The organism is Candidatus Magnetaquiglobus chichijimensis, from assembly GCF_045865675.1.
Lineage (GTDB): Bacteria > Pseudomonadota > Magnetococcia > Magnetococcales > Magnetaquicoccaceae > Magnetaquiglobus > Magnetaquiglobus chichijimensis.
The window spans coordinates 631574-650059 of the sequence record NZ_BAAFGK010000004.1; the positions used below are offsets into that span (position 1 = coordinate 631574).

Sequence of the window (18486 nt, forward strand, 5' to 3'; positions counted from 1 at the left end):
GGGCTCTCCACGGTCGGGAGAGGGGACGCCCTCGTCAAGGCAAGCCGAAAACGCATGGGTTACCCTTTTCCCTCCTTGAGCATGCGCAACAGCTCCTGAGTCGCGGCATGGAACCCCTTGGTTCCGTGGACGTTCAACTGATTGGTCAGGCCGGGCATGCCCCGTTCGTCGTGACTCCCCTCGGTGGCGCCATACCCCTTGACGCCCCGTTGATGCCTCCGATCATCCTCCCTGGGTTGCGGCATGACCCATTGGGCATCCGATTCCCGCAGCGTGGTGCCGATTTGCAATTCCAATCGTTTGGAGCCGTTGCCGGATTCGGGCAAGGATTCCAGGTTGATCTCCTCCACGGATGGACTCCCCGCGATCGACCGGGTCGCGCCATCGTCGGCATGGATGGCGTCGGAGCGCTCCACCAACAACTGGAAGGTGCTTTCCGTGGCCCCCTGGTTCGGAGTGTTTGCCCGGATCTCCTGGACCGGATCCGGAAAGACCGGTGGAGTGCCGAACGTATGCCGTCCATCGCGCAAGGCCGAAAACTGGAAGGGATCGGTCCCCTCGTCGATCAGTCGCGGTCGATGGGGCTCCTCGTCCCTATCTTTCAGGGGGTGGTCCGATGGGGTGACCACCATGAGCGGTTCGTTGCGTGGTGGCGTGGGATCGCTCACCGGCAAGGGCTGTTGCGGGACCGTTGGCTCGCCGACCCGCGTTGGCGCGGGATCGATCACCAGGGTCATGGTGATCGTCGCGGAAGCCCCCGCTTCATCGGTCGCGGTGATCTGGATGGCATACGTTCCACGCGCCCCCTGACCCGGCGTGCCGCTCACGGTGTGGGTGTCGGGATCGAAATGAAGGAAATCGGGCAATGCGTCCACGGCATAGGTCAGAACCGGACTGTCCACGTCGGAAAAAAAGAGGTGCGGATCCAGGGCGACTTTCAGAAACGCCTCTTCCCGTCCACGCGGTTCCGGAAGTTTCCGGCCATTCCAGGCTGGCGCGTCGTTGACTGCCGAGAAAAGAATCTGGCGCGTGGTCGTGGTGGTGAGTGCGCCGGTCCCTTCGCCGTTGGAGTTTGAATCGGTGACCGAGAAGGTGACCGTTCGGGTGGCCGGGCTTGGGTTGTCGTCGTTGCTGTTTTGATAGGTGATGGAACGAAGCGCGGCCTGATAGTCCGCCTTGCTGGCGGTGCCGGTTAACGTAAGCGTTCCTGTGGCCGGGTTCCAGGAACCGGTGATGCCGGATTGATCGGTGAATGAAAGCGCATCTTCGCTCGACAGGAAATTCCCGGTGATCTGAACGGTTGCACCCGAAATATGGCTGTCATCCACATCGGAAAGCGAGATGCCGGGATCAAGAACCGTGGCGGCGTCGCTTTCGGTGTAGGCCAACGGCGCGGCGGTGGTGGCAACGCCTGGGGCGTCGTTGACTGCCGAGAAAAGAATCTGGCGCGTGGCTGTGGTGGTGAGTGCGCCGGACCCTTCGCCGTTGGAGTTCGAATCGGTGACCGAGAAGGTGACCGTTCGAGTGTCCGGGCTCGGGTTGTCGTCGTTGCTGTTTTGATAGGTGATGGAACGAAGCGCGGCCTGATAGTCCGCCTTGCTGGCGGTGCCGGTTAACGTAAGCGTTCCGGTAGCCGGGTTCCAGGAACCGGTGATGCCGGATTGGTCCGTGAATGAAAGCACATCCTCGCTCGACAGGAAATTCCCGGTGATCTGAACAGTCGCGCCCGAAATGTGGGTGTCGTCCACATCGGCCAAGGAGATGCCCGCATCCATTGGGGTGGCGGCGTTGCTTTCGGTGTAGGCCAACGGCGCAGCGGTGGTGGCAACGCCTGGGGCGTCGTTGACTGCCGAGAAAAGAATCTGGCGCGTAGCCGTGGTGGTGAGCGCGCCCGACCCTTCGCCGTTGGAGTTCGAATCGGTGACCGAGAAGGTGACCGTTCGAGTGGCAGGGCTCGGGTTGTCGTCGTTGCTGTTTTGATAGGTGATGGAACGCAATGCGGCCTGGTAATCGGCTTTGCTGGCGGTTCCGGTTAACGTAAGCGTTCCGGTGGCCGGGTTCCAGGAACCGGTGATGCCGGGTTGGTCCACGAAGTTCAACAGATCTTCGCTCGACAGGAAATTCCCGGTGATCTGAACGGTCGCGCCCGCGATATGGCTGTCATCCACATCGGAAAGCGAGATGCCGGGATCAAGAACCGTGGCGGAGTCGCTTTCGGTGTAGGCCAACGGCGCGGCGGTTGCGCTGATGCCAGGGGCGTCGTTGACTGCCGAAAAAAGGATCTGGCGTGTGGCCGTGGTGGTGAGCGCGCCGGTCCCTTCGCCGTTGGAGTTTGAATCGGTGACCGAGAAGGTGACTGTTCGGGTTGCCGGGCTCGGGTTGTCGTTGTTCAGATTTTCATAGGTGATGGCACGAAGCGCGGCCTGATAATCGGCCTTGGTGGCGGTGCCGGTCAGGGTCAAGATTCCGGTGGCCGGGTTCCAGGAACCGGTGATGCCGGATTGGTCCGTGAATGAAAGCACATCCTCGCTCGACAGGAAATTTCCGGTGATCTGAACGGTCGCGCCCGAAATGTGGGTGTCATCCACATCGGCCAAGGAGATGCCGGGATCCATTGGGGTGGCGGCGTCGCTTTCGGTGTAGGCAAGTGGCGCGGCGGTTGCGCTGATGCCAGGGGCGTCGTTGACTGCCGAGAAAAGAATCTGGCGCGTGGCCGTGGTGGTGAGCGCGCCCGACCCTTCGCCGTTGGAGTTCGAATCGGTGACCGAGAAGGTGACCGTTCGAGTGGCAGGGCTCGGGTTGTCGTCGTTGCTGTTTTGATAGGTGATGGAACGCAATGCGGCCTGGTAATCGGCTTTGCTGGCGGTGCCGGTTAACGTAAGCGTTCCGGTGGCCGGGTTCCAGGAACCGGTGATGCCGGATTGATCGACGAATGAAAGCACATCCTCGCTCGACAGGAAATTCCCGGTGATCTGAACGGTCGCGCCCGCGATATGGCTGTCATCCACATCGGAAAGCGAGATGCCGGGATCAAGAACCGTGGCGGCGTCGCTCTCGGTATAGGCCAACGGTGCGGCGGTTGCGCTGATGCCTGGGGCGTCGTTGACTGCCGAAAAAAGAATCTGGCGCGTGGCCGTGGTGGTGAGCGCGCCGGACCCTTCGCCGTTGGAGTTCGAATCGGTGACCGAGAAGGTGACCGTTCGGGTTGCCGGGCTCGGGTTGTCGTCGTTGCTGTTCTGATAGGTGATGGAACGAAGCGCGTCCTGGTAATCGGCCTTGGTGGCGGTGCCGGTTAACGTAAGCGTTCCGGTGGCCGAATTCCAGGAACCGGTGATGCCGGATTGGTCCACGAATGAAAGCACATCCTCACTCGACAGGAAATTCCCGGTGATCTGAACGGTCGCGCCCGCGATATGGCTGTCATCCACATCGGAAAGCGAGATGCCGGGATCCATTAGGGTTGCGGCGTCGCTTTCGGTATAGGCCAACGGCGCGGCGGTTGCGCTGATGCCAGGGGCGTCGTTGACTGCCGAAAAAAGAATCTGGCGCGTGGCCGTGGTGGTGAGCGCGCCCGACCCCTCGCCGTTGGAGTTCGAATCGCTGACAGAGAAGGTGACCGTTCGGGTGGCCGGGCTCGGGTTGTCGTCGTTGCTGTTCTGATAGGTGATGGAACGAAGCGCGGCCTGATAGTCCGCCTTGCTGGCGGTGCCGGTTAACGTAAGCGTTCCGGTGGCCGGGTTCCAGGAACCGGTGATGCCGGATTGATCGGTGAATGAAAGCGCATCTTCGCTCGACAGGAAATTCCCGGTGATCTGAACGGTCGCACCCGAAATATGGCTATCATCCACATCGGAAAGCGAGATGCCGGGATCAAGAACCGTGGCGGCGTCGCTTTCGGTATAGGCCAATGGCGCGGCGGTTGCGCTGATGCCAGGGGCGTCGTTGACGGCTGAAAAAAGAATCTGGCGTGTGGCTGTGGTGGTGAGCGCGCCGGAACCCTCGCCGTTGGAGTTCGAATCGGTGACCGAGAAGGTGACCGTTCGGGTGGCCGGGCTCGGGTTGTCGTCGTTGCTGTTTTGATAGGTGATGGAACGCAATGCGGCCTGGTAATCGGCTTTGCTGGCGGTGCCGGTTAACGTAAGCGTTCCGGTGGCCGGGTTCCAGGAACCGGTGATGCCGGATTGATCGGTGAATGAAAGAACATCTTCGCTCGACAGGAAATTCCCGGTGATCTGAACGGTCGCGCCCGCGATATGGCTGTCATCCACATCGGAAAGCGAGATGCCGGGATCAAGAACCGTGGCGGCGTCGCTTTCGGTGTAGGCAAGCGGCGCAGCGGTTGCGCTGATGCCAGGGGCATCGTTGACGGCTGAAAAAAGAATCTGGCGTGTGGCTGTGGTGGTGATCGCGCCTGACCCCTCGCCGTTGGAGTTTGAATCGGTGACCGAGAAGGTAATCGTTCGGGTTGCCGGGCTCGGGTTGTCGTCGTTGCTGTTTTGATAGGTGATGGAACGCAATGCGGCCTGGTAATCGGCTTTGCTGGCGGTTCCGGTTAACGTAAGCGTTCCGGTGGCCGGGTTCCAGGAACCGGTGATGCCGGATTGGTCCGTGAATGAAAGCGCATCTTCGCTCGACAGGAAATTCCCGGTGATCTGGATCGTGGCACCCGCGATATGGGTGTCGTCCACATCGGCCAGGGAGATGCCGGGATCAAGAACCGTGGCGGCGTCGCTTTCGGTGTAGGCCAACGGCGCGGCGGTTGCGCTGATGCCAGGGGCGTCGTTGACTGCCGAAAAAAGAATCTGGCGTGTGGCCGTGGTGGTGAGCGCGCCGGTCCCTTCGCCGTTGGAGTTTGAATCGGTGACCGAGAAGGTGACTGTTCGGGTTGCCGGGCTCGGGTTGTCGTTGTTCAGATTTTCATAGGTGATGGCACGAAGCGCGGCCTGATAATCGGCCTTGGTGGCGGTTCCGGTTAACGTAAGCGTTCCGGTGGCCGGGTTCCAGAAACCGGTGATGCCGGATTGATCGACGAATGAAAGAACATCTTCGCTCGACAGGAAATTCCCGGTGATCTGAACGGTCGCACCCGCGATATGGGTGTCGTCCACATCGGCCAAGGAGATGCCGGGATCAAGAACCGTGGCGGCGTCGCTCTCGGTGTAGGCAATGGGCGCGGCGGTGGTGGCAACGCCTGGGGCATCGTTGACGGCTGAAAAAAGAATCTGGCGCGTGGCCGTGGTGGTGAGCGCGCCGGAACCCTCGCCGTTGGAGTTCGAATCGGTGACCGAGAAGGTGATCGTTCGGGTAGCCGGACTCGGGTTGTCGTCGTTGCTGTTTTGATAGGTGATGGAGCGAAGCGCGGCCTGGTAATCGGCCTTGGTGGCGGTGCCAGTTAACGTAAGCGTTCCGGTGGCCGAATTCCAACTTCCGGTCATATCGGGTTGATCGACGAACGAAAGTACATCTTCACTGGCCAGAAAATTTCCGGTGATTTGAATCGTGGCCCCGGTGATCTGGCCATCGTCCACGTCATTCAAGATAAGCCCTGGATCCACGGGTATGGCGGAGGAACTTTCGATGTAGTCCAGGGGTGTCACGGTGGTGATGACCTCTGGGGCGTCGTTGACTGCCGAGACAAGAATCGTGCGACTGCCACTGGTGGAGAGACTGCCAGCGCCTTGGCCGTTGGAGTTGCCATCCGTGACGGTAAAGGTGACGGTGCGCGGGGTGGTGTCCGGATCGGCGGTGTTGAGGTTGCGGTAGGTCACGGAGCGCAAGGCGCTTTCATAGTCCCCCTTGGCTGCCGTGCCGGTCAGGATCAGGGTGCCGGTGATCGCGTTCCAGCTTCCGGTTATGCCGGATTGATCGTTGAATGAAAGAAAATCTTCGCCAGGCCGGTAGTTTCCGGTGATCTGCACCAATCCATGGATGATCGTGGCATCATCCACATCCACCAGACTCAACCCCGTATCGACAGGGATACCCGGATCCCCTTCGGCGTAGGCGAGCGGGGTGTTGGTGGTCATGTTGGGGGCGTCGTTGATGACGGTCATGACGATGTTGCGACCAGAAAAAATCGTGAGCGCGCCCGATCCATGGCCTTGCGAATCGGCGTCTGTGACCGAAAAAAGCACGGTGCGCGTGGCGATGGAAGGATCGTTGTCGTTGCTGTTGCAGTAGGTCACGCTGCGTAATGCGGTTTCATAGTCGGCTTTGGTGGCGGTTCCGGTTAACGTAAGCGTTCCGGTGGCCGAATTCCAGGCACCGGTGATGCCGGATTGCTCGACGAATGAAAGAACATCTTCGTTGGATAGGTAATTGCCGGCGATTTGAACGGTCGCAGCCACGATGTGGCTGTCATCCACATCGGCGAGGGTGATGGAGGGATCGATCACCTTGGGGATGTCGCTTTCGGTGTAGGAGAGCGGCATTCCGGTGGAGGTAAGGGATGGAGCGTCGTTGACCGCCGTGATGGTGAGATTTCTTTGGATGCTCACCCCGAGCGCGCCATCTCCTTGTCCATTCGAGTTGGCGTCGAAAATCGTGAAACGGATGGTACGGGTATCCAGATTGGGATCATCGGTATCGGAGTTGCGGTAGGTGACGGCACGCAAGGCCGCCTGATAATCCGCTTTCGAGGCGGTTCCCGTAAGGGTGAGGGTACCTGTGGCGCTGTCCCAACTGCCGGTGATGCCTGGAACGTTGAAGAAGGCCAATCGATCCTGATCCGCGTGGTAGTTGCCGATGATCTGGATCAAAGCCCCGCTGATATTGGCATCATCGACGTCGGAGAGGAGGATGGCTGTGTCCAGGAAGATGGGAGCTTCCCCTTCGGTATGATTGACCGTGGTGGTCGTTCCACTCATGAGTGGTGCATCGTTGATCGCGGTAAGAATGATTTGGCGCGTGGCCGTGGTGGTGAGCGCGCCCGCCCCCTCGCCGTTGGAGTTGGAATCGGTGACCGAGAAGGTGACTGTTCGGGTGGCCGGGCTCGGGTTGTCGTCGTTGCTGTTTTGATAGGTGATGGAACGCAATGCGGCCTGGTAATCGGCCTTGCTGGCGGTGCCGGTTAATGTAAGCGTTCCAGTGGCCGGGTTCCAGGAACCGGTGATGCCGGATTGGTCCGTGAATGAAAGCGCATCCTCGCTCGACAGGAAATTCCCGGTGATCTGAACGGTCGCGCCCGCGATATGGCTGTCATCCACATCGGAAAGCGAGATGCCGGGATCCATTAGGGTTGCGGCGTCGCTTTCGGTATAGGCCAACGGCGCGGCGGTTGCGCTGATGCCTGGGGCGTCGTTGACTGCCGAGAAAAGAATCTGGCGCGTGGCTGTGGTGGTGAGCGCGCCGGAACCCTCGCCATTGGAGTTCGAATCGGTGACCGAGAAGGTGATCGTTCGGGTAGCCGGGCTCGGGTTGTCGTCGTTGCTGTTCTGATAGGTGATGGAACGAAACGCGGCCTGATAGTCCGCCTTGCTGGCGGTGCCGGTTAACGTAAGCGTTCCGGTGGCCGAATTCCAGGAACCGGTGATGCCGGGTTGGTCCACGAAGTTCAACAGATCTTCGCTCGACAGGAAATTCCCGGTGATCTGAACGGTCGCGCCCGCGATATGGCTGTCATCCACATCGGAAAGCGAGATGCCGGGATCCATTGGGGTGGCGGCGTCGCTTTCGGTATAGGGCAACGGCGCGGCGGTTGCGCTGATGCCTGGGGCGTCGTTGACTGCTGAAAAAAGAATCTGGCGTGTGGCCGTGGTGGTGAGCGCGCCGGCCCCTTCGCCGTTGGAGTTCGAATCGGTGACCGAGAAGGTGATCGTTCGGGTAGCCGGGCTCGGGTTGTCGTCGTTGCTGTTCTGATAGGTGATGGAACGCAATGCGGCCTGGTAATCGGCCTTGGTGGCGGTGCCGGTTAACGTAAGCGTTCCGGTGGCCGAATTCCAGGAACCGGTGATGCCGGATTGGTCCACGAAGTTCAACAGATCCTCGCTCGACAGGAAATTCCCGGTGATCTGAACAGTCGCGCCCGCGATATGGCTGTCATCCACATCGGCCAAGGAGATGTCGGGATCAAGAATCGTGGCGGCGTCGCTTTCGGTATAGGCCAATGGCGCGGCGGTTGCGCTGATGCCAGGGGCGTCGTTGACTGCCGAAAAAAGAATCTGGCGTGTGGCCGTGGTGGTGAGCGCGCCCGACCCCTCGCCGTTGGAGTTTGAATCGGTGACCGAGAAGGTGACCGTTCGGGTTTCCGGGCTCGGGTTGTCGTTGTTCAGATTTTCATAGGTGATGGAACGAAGCGCGGCCTGATAGTCCGCTTTGCTGGCGGTGCCAGTTAACGTAAGCGTTCCGGTGGCCGGGTTCCAGGAACCGGTGATGCCGGATTGGTCCACGAAGTTCAACAGATCTTCGCTCGACAGGAAATTCCCGGTGATCTGGATCGTGGCACCCGCGATATGGCTGTCATCCACATCGGAAAGCGAGATGCCGGGATCAAGAACCGTGGCGGCGTCGCTTTCGGTATAGGCCAACGGCGCGGCGGTGGTTGCAACGCCAGGGGCGTCGTTGACTGCCGAAAAAAGAATCTGGCGTGTGGCCGTGGTGGTGAGCGCGCCCGATCCCTCGCCGTTGGAGTTCGAATCGCTGACCGAAAAGGTGACCGTTCGGGTGGCCGGGCTCGGGTTGTCGTCGTTGCTGTTCTGATAGGTGATGGAACGAAGCGCGGACTGATAGTCCGACTTGGTGGCGGTGCCGGTTAACGTAAGCGTTCCGGTGGCCGAATTCCAGGCACCGGTGATGCCGGGTTGGTCCACGAAGTTCAACAGATCTTCGCTCGACAGGAAATTTCCGGTGATCTGAACGGTCGCGCCCGCGATATGGCTGTCATCCACATCGGAAAGCGAGATGCCGGGATCAAGAACCGTGGCGGCGTCGCTTTCGGTATAGGCCAACGGCGCGGCGGTTGCGCTGATGCCTGGGGCGTCGTTGACTGCTGAAAAAAGAATCTGGCGTGTGGCCGTGGTGGTGAGCGCGCCGGCCCCTTCGCCGTTGGAGTTCGAATCGGTGACCGAGAAGGTGATCGTTCGGGTAGCCGGGCTCAGGTTGTCGTCGTTGCTGTTCTGATAGGTGATGGAACGCAATGCGGCCTGGTAATCGGCCTTGGTGGCGGTTCCGGTTAACGTAAGCGTTCCTGTGGCCGGGTTCCAGGAACCGGTGATGCCTGATTGGTCCGTGAATGAAAGCGCATCCTCGCTCGACAGGAAATTCCCGGTGATCTGAACGGTCGCGCCCGCGATATGGCTGTCATCCACATCTGAAAGCGAGATGCCGGGATCAAGAATCGTGGCGGCGTCGCTTTCGGTGTAGGCCAACGGCGCGGCGGTGGTTGCAACGCCAGGGGCGTCGTTGACTGCCGAAAAAAGAATCTGGCGTGTGGCCGTGGTGGTGAGCGCGCCCGATCCCTCGCCGTTGGAGTTCGAATCGCTGACCGAAAAGGTGACCGTTCGGGTGGCCGGGCTCGGGTTGTCGTCGTTGCTGTTCTGATAGGTGATGGAACGAAGCGCGGCCTGATAGTCCGCCTTGCTGGCGGTGCCGGTTAACGTAAGCGTTCCGGTGGCTGGATTCCAGGAACTGGTGATGCCGGATTGGTCCGTGAATGAAAGCGCATCCTCGCTCGACAGGAAATTCCCGGTGATTTGAACGGTCGCGCTCGCGATATGGCTGTCATCCACATCTGAAAGCGAGATGCCGGGATCAAGAATCGTGGCGGCGTCGCTTTCGGTATAGGCCAATGGCGCGGCGGTTGCGCTGATGCCAGGGGCGTCGTTGACTGCCGAAAAAAGAATCTGGCGCGTGGTCGTGGTGGTGAGCGTTCCGGCCCCCTCGCCGTTGGAGTTCGAATCGGTGACCGAGAAGGTGACCGTTCGGGTGGCCGGGCTCGGGTTGTCGTCGTTGCTGTTCTGATAGGTGATGGAACGAAGCGCGGCCTGGTAATCGGCCTTGGTGGCGGTGCCGGTTAACGTAAGCGTTCCGGTGGCCGAATTCCAGGAACCGGTGATGCCGGATTGGTCCGTGAATGAAAGCGCATCCTCGCTCGACAGGAAATTCCCGGTGATCTGAACGGTCGCGCCCGCGATATGGCTGTCATCCACATCGGAAAGCGAGATGCCGGGATCAAGAACCGTGGCGGCGTCGCTTTCGGTATAGGCCAATGGCGCGGCGGTTGCGCTGATGCCAGGGGCGTCGTTGACTGCCGAGAAAAGAATCTGGCGCGTGGCTGTGGTGGTGAGCGCGCCCGACCCCTCGCCGTTGGAGTTTGAATCGGTGACCGAGAAGGTGACCGTTCGGGTGGCAGGGCTTGGGTTGTCGTTGTTCAGATTTTCATAGGTGATGGAACGAAGCGCGGCTTGGTAATCGGCCTTGCTGGCGGTTCCGGTTAACGTAAGCGTTCCGGTGGCCGGGTTCCAGGAACCGGTGATGCCGGATTGATCGACGAATGAAAGAACATCTTCGCTCGACAGGAAATTCCCGGTGATCTGAACGGTCGCACCCGAAATATGGCTGTCATCCACATCGGAAAGCGAGATGCCGGGATCAAGAACCGTGGCGGCGTCGCTTTCGGTATAGGCCAATGGCGCGGCGGTTGCGCTGATGCCAGGGGCGTCGTTGACTGCCGAAAAAAGAATCTGGCGTGTGGCCGTGGTGGTGAGCGCGCCGGAACCCTCGCCGTTGGAGTTCGAATCGGTGACCGAGAAGGTGACCGTTCGGGTGGCAGGGCTTGGGTTGTCGTCGTTGCTGTTTTGATAGGTGATGGAACGAAGCGCGGCTTGGTAATCGGCCTTGCTGGCGGTTCCGGTTAACGTAAGCGTTCCGGTGGCCGGGTTCCAGGAACCGGTGATGCCGGATTGGTCCGTGAATGAAAGCGCATCCTCGCTCGACAGGAAATTCCCGGTGATCTGAACGGTCGCGCCCGCGATATGGCTGTCATCCACATCTGAAAGCGAGATGCCGGGATCAAGAATCGTGGCGGCGTCGCTCTCGGTATAGGCCAACGGCGCGGCGGTTGCGCTGATGCCAGGGGCGTCGTTGACTGCCGAAAAAAGAATCTGGCGTGTGGCCGTGGTGGTGAGCGCTCCGGCCCCCTCGCCGTTGGAGTTCGAATCGCTGACCGAAAAGGTGACCGTTCGGGTGGCCGGGCTCGGGTTGTCGTCGTTGCTGTTCTGATAGGTGATGGTACGAAGCGCGGCTTGGTAATCGGCCTTGCTGGCGGTTCCGGTTAACGTAAGCGTTCCGGTGGCCGGGTTCCAGGAACCGGTGATGCCGGATTGATCGACGAATGAAAGAACATCTTCGCTCGACAGGAAATTCCCGGTGATCTGAACGGTCGCGCCCGCGATATGGCTGTCATCCACATCGGAAAGCGAGATGCCGGGATCAAGAACCGTGGCGGCGTCGCTTTCGGTATAGGCCAACGGCGCGGCGGTTGCGTTAATGCCAGGGGCATCGTTGACTGCCGAGAAAAGAATCTGGCGTGTGGCCGTGGTGGTGAGCGCGCCGGAACCCTCGCCATTGGAGTTCGAATCGGTGACCGAGAAGGTGACCGTTCGAGTGGCAGGGCTCGGGTTGTCGTCGTTGCTGTTCTGATAGGTGATGGAACGAAGCGCGGACTGATAGTCCGACTTGGTGGTGGTGCCGGTTAACGTAAGCGTTCCGGTGGCCGAATTCCAGGAACCGGTGATGCCGGATTGGTCCACGAATGAAAGCACATCCTCGCTCGACAGGAAATTCCCGGTGATCTGAACGGTCGCGCCCGCGATATGGCTGTCATCCACATCGGAAAGCGAGATGCCGGGATCAAGAACCGTGGCGGCGTCGCTCTCGGTATAGGCCAACGGTGCGGCGGTTGCGCTGATGCCTGGGGCGTCGTTGACTGCCGAAAAAAGAATCTGGCGCGTGGCCGTGGTGGTGAGCGCGCCGGACCCTTCGCCGTTGGAGTTCGAATCGGTGACCGAGAAGGTGACCGTTCGGGTTGCCGGGCTCGGGTTGTCGTCGTTGCTGTTCTGATAGGTGATGGAACGAAGCGCGTCCTGGTAATCGGCCTTGGTGGCGGTGCCGGTTAACATAAGCGTTCCGGTGGCCGGGTTCCAGGAACCGGTGATGCCGGATTGATCGACGAATGAAAGAACATCTTCGCTCGACAGGAAATTCCTGGTGATCTGAACGGTCGCGCCCGCGATATGGCTGTCATCCACATCGGAAAGCGAGATGCCGGGATCCATTAGGGTTGCGGCGTCGCTTTCGGTATAGGCCAACGGCGCGGCGGTTGCGCTGATGCCAGGGGCGTCGTTGACTGCCGAAAAAAGAATCTGGCGCGTGGCCGTGGTGGTGAGCGCGCCCGACCCCTCGCCGTTGGAGTTCGAATCGCTGACAGAGAAGGTGACCGTTCGGGTTGCCGGGCTCGGGTTGTCGTCGTTGCTGTTCTGATAAGTGATGGAACGAAGCGCTGCCTGGTAATCGGCCTTGGTGGCGGATCCGGTTAACGTAAGCGTACCTGTTGCGGAATTCCAGGAACCGGTGATGTCGGGTTGATCCACGAATGAAAGAACATCTTCGCTCGACAGGAAATTCCCGGTGATCTGAATGGTCGCGCCCGAAATGTGGGTGTCGTCCACATCGGCCAAGGAGATGCCGGGATCCATTGGGGTGGCGGCGTCGCTTTCGGTGTAGGCAAGGGGCGCGGCGGTGGTGGCAACGCCTGGGGCGTCGTTGACTGCCGAGACAAGAATCGAACGGCTGCCGCTGGTGGTGAGGTTGGTATCGCCGACACCGTTCGAGTTGCCGTCCGTGACCGTGAAGGTCACGGTGCGCATGGCGGTGCTCGGGTTGTCGGTGTTTGTGTTGGTGTAGGTGATCGAGCGCAGCGCCGCCTCGTAAGCCGCCTTGCTGGCGGTTCCAGTCAGTGACAGGGTGCCGGTGGCAGAGTCCCAACTGCCGGTGATGCCGGATTGATTCGTGAATGAAAGAACATCCTCGGATGCACGGTAATTGCCGGTGATCTGTACCAGTCCCTGGATGATCGTCGAATCATCCACATCCACCAGACTCAAACCCGCATCCACACAGGTGGCCGGATTCCCCTCGGTGTAGGCGAGGGGGGTGTCGGTGGTCATGTCGGGCGCATCGTTGATGGCGGTCATGATGATGTTGCGACCGGCGGAACCGGTGAGCACGCCAGAGCCATGACCTTGCGAATCGGCGTCCATGACCGAAAAAAGCACGGTGCGCGTGGCGATGGAGGGATCGTTGTCGTTGCTGTTGCGATAGGTGATGGTGCGCAACGCCGCCTGGTAATCGGCCTTGGTGGCGGTTCCGGTCAAGGTGAGCGTTCCCGTGGCCGAATTCCAGGAGCCGGCTATGCCGGATTGGTCGGCAAACTCCAGAATATCTTCGCTGGAGAGGTAATTGCTGGTGATGCGCACCGTGGCCCCGGTGACCAGCGTGTCATCCACATCGGTCAGGGTGAGGGCGGAATCGATCACCTTGGCGGTATCGCTTTCGGTGTAGGCGAAAGGCATGCCGGTGGTGGCGATGGTCGGTGCGTCGTTGACCGCCGCAACAGCGACATCGCGTTCAAAATCGACACTCAGGGCACCGTTGCCTTGTCCGTTCGAGTTGGCATCGGTGATTGTAAAACGGATGGTGCGGGTGTTCAGATTCGGGTCGTCGGTGTTGTTGTTGCGGTAGGTGATGGTGCGCAATGCGGCTTGGTACTGGGCTTTGGTGGCGGTTCCGGTCAAGGTGAGGGTGCCGGTGGCGCTGTTCCAGGAACCGGTGATCCCAGAAACATTGAAAAAGGCCAGTTGATCCTCGCTGGCGAGAAAATGGCCGACGATCTGAACCGTGGCCCCGCTGATGTTGGCGTCGTCGATGTCGGAGAGCACGATGCCGTTGTCGATGACGACTGGCGCGGATCCTTCCGAATAATTTTGCGCGGAGGCCGAACCGCTCATGAGTGGCGCATCGTTGATCGAAACCGGAGCGATGATCCGTTGCGCCGAAACGCTCTGGGCGCCGGCCCCTTGTCCGGCGGAGTTTGCGTCGGTGAGGGTGAAGGTGACGGTGCGCGCGGCGATGCTCGGGGCCATGGTGTTGCTGTTGAAGTAGGTGACCGAGCGCAGCGCCGCCTGGTAATCGGCCTTGGCGGCGCTTCCGGTTAACGTAAGCGTACCGGTGGCCGAATTCCAGGAACCCGTGATGCCGGATTGATTCACGAAGGCCAGAACATCCTCGCTCGAGAGGTAATTGCTGGTGATGCGCACCGTGGCGCCGGTCAGTTGGGTGTCATCCACATCGCCGAGCAGCAGATTCGGATCGATCAGGGTGGTCCCATCCCCTTCGCTGATGTTCAACGTGGTGCCGGTGGTGGTGAGGGTTGGGGCGTCGTTGATGGCGGTGATGGCGATGGGACGGGAGCCCGAGGCGCTCAGGGCGCCGAAACCGGTGCCATCGGAGTTGCCGTCGGTGATGGAAAAGGTGACGGTGCGGGTGACCGGATTGGGGGTATCGTTGTTGGTGTTCTGATAGGTGATCGAGCGCAGCGCGGTTTGATACTGGGCCTTGGTGGCGGTTCCGGTCAAGGTGAGGGTGCCGGTGGCGCTGTTCCAGGAGCCGGTGATGCCGGATTGGTTGACGAAAGCCAGAACGTCTTCCCCAGACTGGTAATTCCCGGTGATCTGCACCGTGGCCCCGGCGATGTTGAGATCATCGACATCGGACAGGGTGAGGGTGTTGTTGATCGCCAGGGCCGCGCCGCCCTCGGTGAAGGTGAGGGTGGAGGCGGTGACCGACAGGGTTGGGGCGTCGTTGACCTCGGTGACCGACAGGGTGGCGGTGTTGGCATTCACGCTGAAGGCGGTGGTGGTGCCGCGCGTCGAGACATCCACCTTGGCGCCGACGCTGCCGGTGGTCTGGTCCCAGGCGTAGAACGATACATTCGGCGTGGTTCCCTTGATGGCGTTGGGCACGAAACGGATCGAATCCGAGGCGCGCAACAGCAGGGCCGAGGTGCCGTTGACTGTGCCGATGTTGGTCCAGCCGCTGCCGGTGTTGTATTGCCAGGTGCCGTTGCCGCTGGACAGACCATACACGGCGATCCCTTGCGAGGCCCCGACATCAATATCCGAGGCTCCTCCGAGCAGGGTCGAGACCAGCGCACCGCTGTTGGTGGTTTCATCCTCGGTGATGGTCGGCAGGGTCGGCGTGGCGGCGGCATTCAGGGTGGGGGCGATGTTGATCCGGATCGAGGCGGTATCGCTGGCGGTGCTGAATGCCGTGGTGGTGCCACGGGTCGAGACGTTGACCTTGGTGCCTTGTTGGCCGAAATTCTGGGTTTGGTCCCAGGCGTAATAGCCGAAACTGGCGTTGTTGGTGGTGGTGAGCGTGCCGCCGGGCTGAAAGCGGATTTTATCCTGGGGACGCAGCAGCAGGGCAGAGGTGGCATTCACCGTGCCGGTGGCGGTCCAGGTGGCGCCGTTGTCGGTGGAGTACTCCCACCAACCCGCCGAACCGCTGTTGGCCGTGTGGATGGCGATCCCTTCCAGGGGGGTGGTGACCGCATCGACATCGCCAATCGAGCTGCCCACCACGCTGGCGATGGTGACGCCGGCGTTGTCGGTATCGGTGTGCAGTATGGCCGGCAGGATCGGCGCGGCGGCGGTGAGGACCGGGGCGTCGTTGAGGTCGGTGACCGTGATGGTGGCGGTTTCGATGTTGGCGGAGAACGGCGTGGCCGCACCGCGCGAGATGGTCGAGACCTTGCCTCCCGCCGACCACACCGAGGAGCGTCCGGTGCGGTCCCAGGCGACGTAGGTGAAGTTCAGCGATCCGGGGGAGGTGTCGTTGGGTGGGTTGGCGCCATCGGGAACGAAGCGCACCAGATCGGTGGGACGCAACAAGAGCGACTGGGTGCTGGAGATGGTGCCGAAGGCGGTCCAGCTGGTGCCGCCGTTGAGGGAGTACTGCCAGGTGCCGTTGTCGGTGGTGACGCTACGGATGGCGATCCCCTGGAGCGCGCCGGAGTCGATGTCGCTGATCGAGGTGCCGAGCAGGGAGCTGACCGTGGCCCCGGTATTGGTGAGGTTGTCCTCGGTGATGGTCGGCAAGGCCGGGTTGGGGGCGATGTCGAGTACTGGCGCGGCGTTGACCGTGCCGTTGATGATGCCGGCGGTGGAACTGAACTCGGTGGTGCCGCCGCGGGTGTTGGCGTTGACCGTGGTGCCGGCCACGCCATTGGTGCGGTCCCAGGCATAGAAGAAGAGCGTGGGTTGTCCACCGTTGGTGTTGTTGGGAACGAAACGCACCTCATCGCTGGATTTGAGAAGCAGGGCATGGGTGGTGAGCAACGGGTTGGGCAAATTGGTCCAGGCCCCGCCATCGACGCGATACTGCCAGGTTCCCACCCCCATGTCGTTGGCCGAGTAGATGGCCACGCCCTCGAGCGGAGTCGGATCGGCATCGGTGATGTCGCTGGCCGCGAAGAGCGATGCGATCGTGGCGCCGGTGTTGGTGGCGTCGGTGCGCAACACGGCGGGGATGAACCACTGACCGCTCGCGACCAGGACCGGGGCGTCGTTGAGTTCGGTGATCGCCACGGTCGAGGTGGCGGTGGTGCTGGAGGTGGTGCCGTCGCTCACCTGGAAGGTGACGGTCCGGGTCGGCGTGGTGGGGGCGTCGCTGCTGTTGGCGTACTTGATCGAACGCAGCGCGGCCTGATAGTTGGCCACCGTGTCGGCGCCGGTCAGGGTGAGGGTGCCGGTGGCGCTGTTCCAGGTGCCGGTGATGCTGGCGGTGTTGGTGAAACTCAAGGTGTCGGCGCCGCTCTGGTAGTTGCCGCTGATGGTGATGGTGGCCCCTTGCAGGTTGGCGTTGTCCACGTCGGCCAGGGTGAGGGTGGGGTTGATCACCGTGGCCGGATTGTTTTCGGTGTAGGTGAGCGCCGATCCGCCGGTGATGGTGGGGGCGTCGTTGACCGCGGTCACGGTGGTGCTGGCGGTCGAGGTGGTGGAGGTGCCGCCGTCGCCGTCGGTGATCCGGAAGGCGATGGAACGGGTGGCGGTCGAGGGGGCATTGGTGTCGGTGTTGGTGTAGGTGATGTTGCGCAGCAGCGCGGTCACCGAGGTAGGGTTGGCATTGGCGTTGAGGGTGACCACCAGGTCGTTGCTGCCGGTACCGCCGGCAAAGGTGCCGATCACGCTGCCCTGATAGGTGACGTTGGCTCCGGAGACGCCGATCTGGCCGACGCCGGTGCCCTGATTGCGGATGGCCAGCACGTCGTCGGTGGTGTCACGGTTGGCGGTGATCGACACGGTGAGTTGCCCGCCGTTGAAGTCCGGCGAATCGGCATCTGTGACCGTGACGTTGCCGCCCTGATCGATCACAAGGGCGCCGCTTCCCTCGTTGTAGGAGAGTACATCCCCATTTACACTTACGATAATCGGATTAGCGGAAGGCAGAACACCGTGAAACGCCAGTCGCGCGCTCGAAGAGACGAAGACATCGGTTTCGATGCTGCCGTGGGCTACCTCCAGGTTCCAGTCTCCCCCTCGTTCGGTGGCGCCGGTGAGGTTGTTGGAAGCGGCCACATCCGCGCCGGTCAACTCGGCGACCCGCGACACGAAGGCCGCGCCGCTCATGCCGGCCCCGACATCGCAGCCGTAGATCAGGATGTCGGCATGTTCGGAAAGCGCCGCGCCCCAATCCTGCAACGCGTGGGCATGGTCTTCCAGGTTGACGACATCCAGCTCCGTTTTGCCGAGCGCCAAGGTTCCCTCGGCGCCGTGGGAGACGATGTGCAGCGCCTCGATGCCCGCCAGCCCGGACAGGGTGGCGCGGATCTGTTCCACCCCATCCCGATTCGGATCGAGCATCACCACCTGGACATCCGTGGGCAGATCCTTGAGCAGCGCCTGGTGATTCTCCACCGTGGCGTCGATGAAGAGGATTTCCCGTGGCGCCGGTGTGGCGGCATCGTGACCGGGCGGGGTGAGAATCGGGGCGTGGTCGGCGGACTGGTCCGCGTCGTGCCCGTCGGCGTCGTGATGCAAGGCGGCCACGGCGGTCAGGACGCCGGCGGCATCGAACATCAGGCGTCGTTCCAGACGCAGGGCCAGTCTGGAGCGGATCGGCGCAGGGTTGGCCGTCGGAACGGGTGGCCGGACCGTCCCCTTGGAGTGGCTCGGCCAGAGTTTGTCGCGGATCCAGGGCCAAAGTCTCATCGCAGGTCGCTCCCGTGGTGCTTGCGAGGTTTTTCCGGTTTTTCTTGTTTTTTAATCAGTGGTTATCAACAGTTTAACAACCAATTTAGCAACTCGCGCGCCATTCGACCAGATCTTTTTTAGTTCTTGTTTATCAACAGGTTGGTCTGACGGTTTGGAAGATAGTGTCATATTTTTTTACAATCATGGAAGGGTTTTAAGTTTAAAATATTGAAATTGA

The 18486-nt window shown here is 61.1% G+C and carries 1 protein-coding gene; it reads right to left on the reverse strand.

Annotated features, from left to right (window positions below):
• Nucleotides 1-59 precede the first annotated feature (59 nt).
• Nucleotides 60-18266 carry a DUF4347 domain-containing protein gene (locus ACOY6C_RS07120; RefSeq protein WP_420904788.1) on the reverse strand — a complete coding sequence of 6069 codons (18207 nt, stop codon included), beginning with the start codon at nucleotides 18264-18266 and terminating at the stop codon, nucleotides 60-62.
• Nucleotides 18267-18486: the final 220 nt, after the last annotated feature.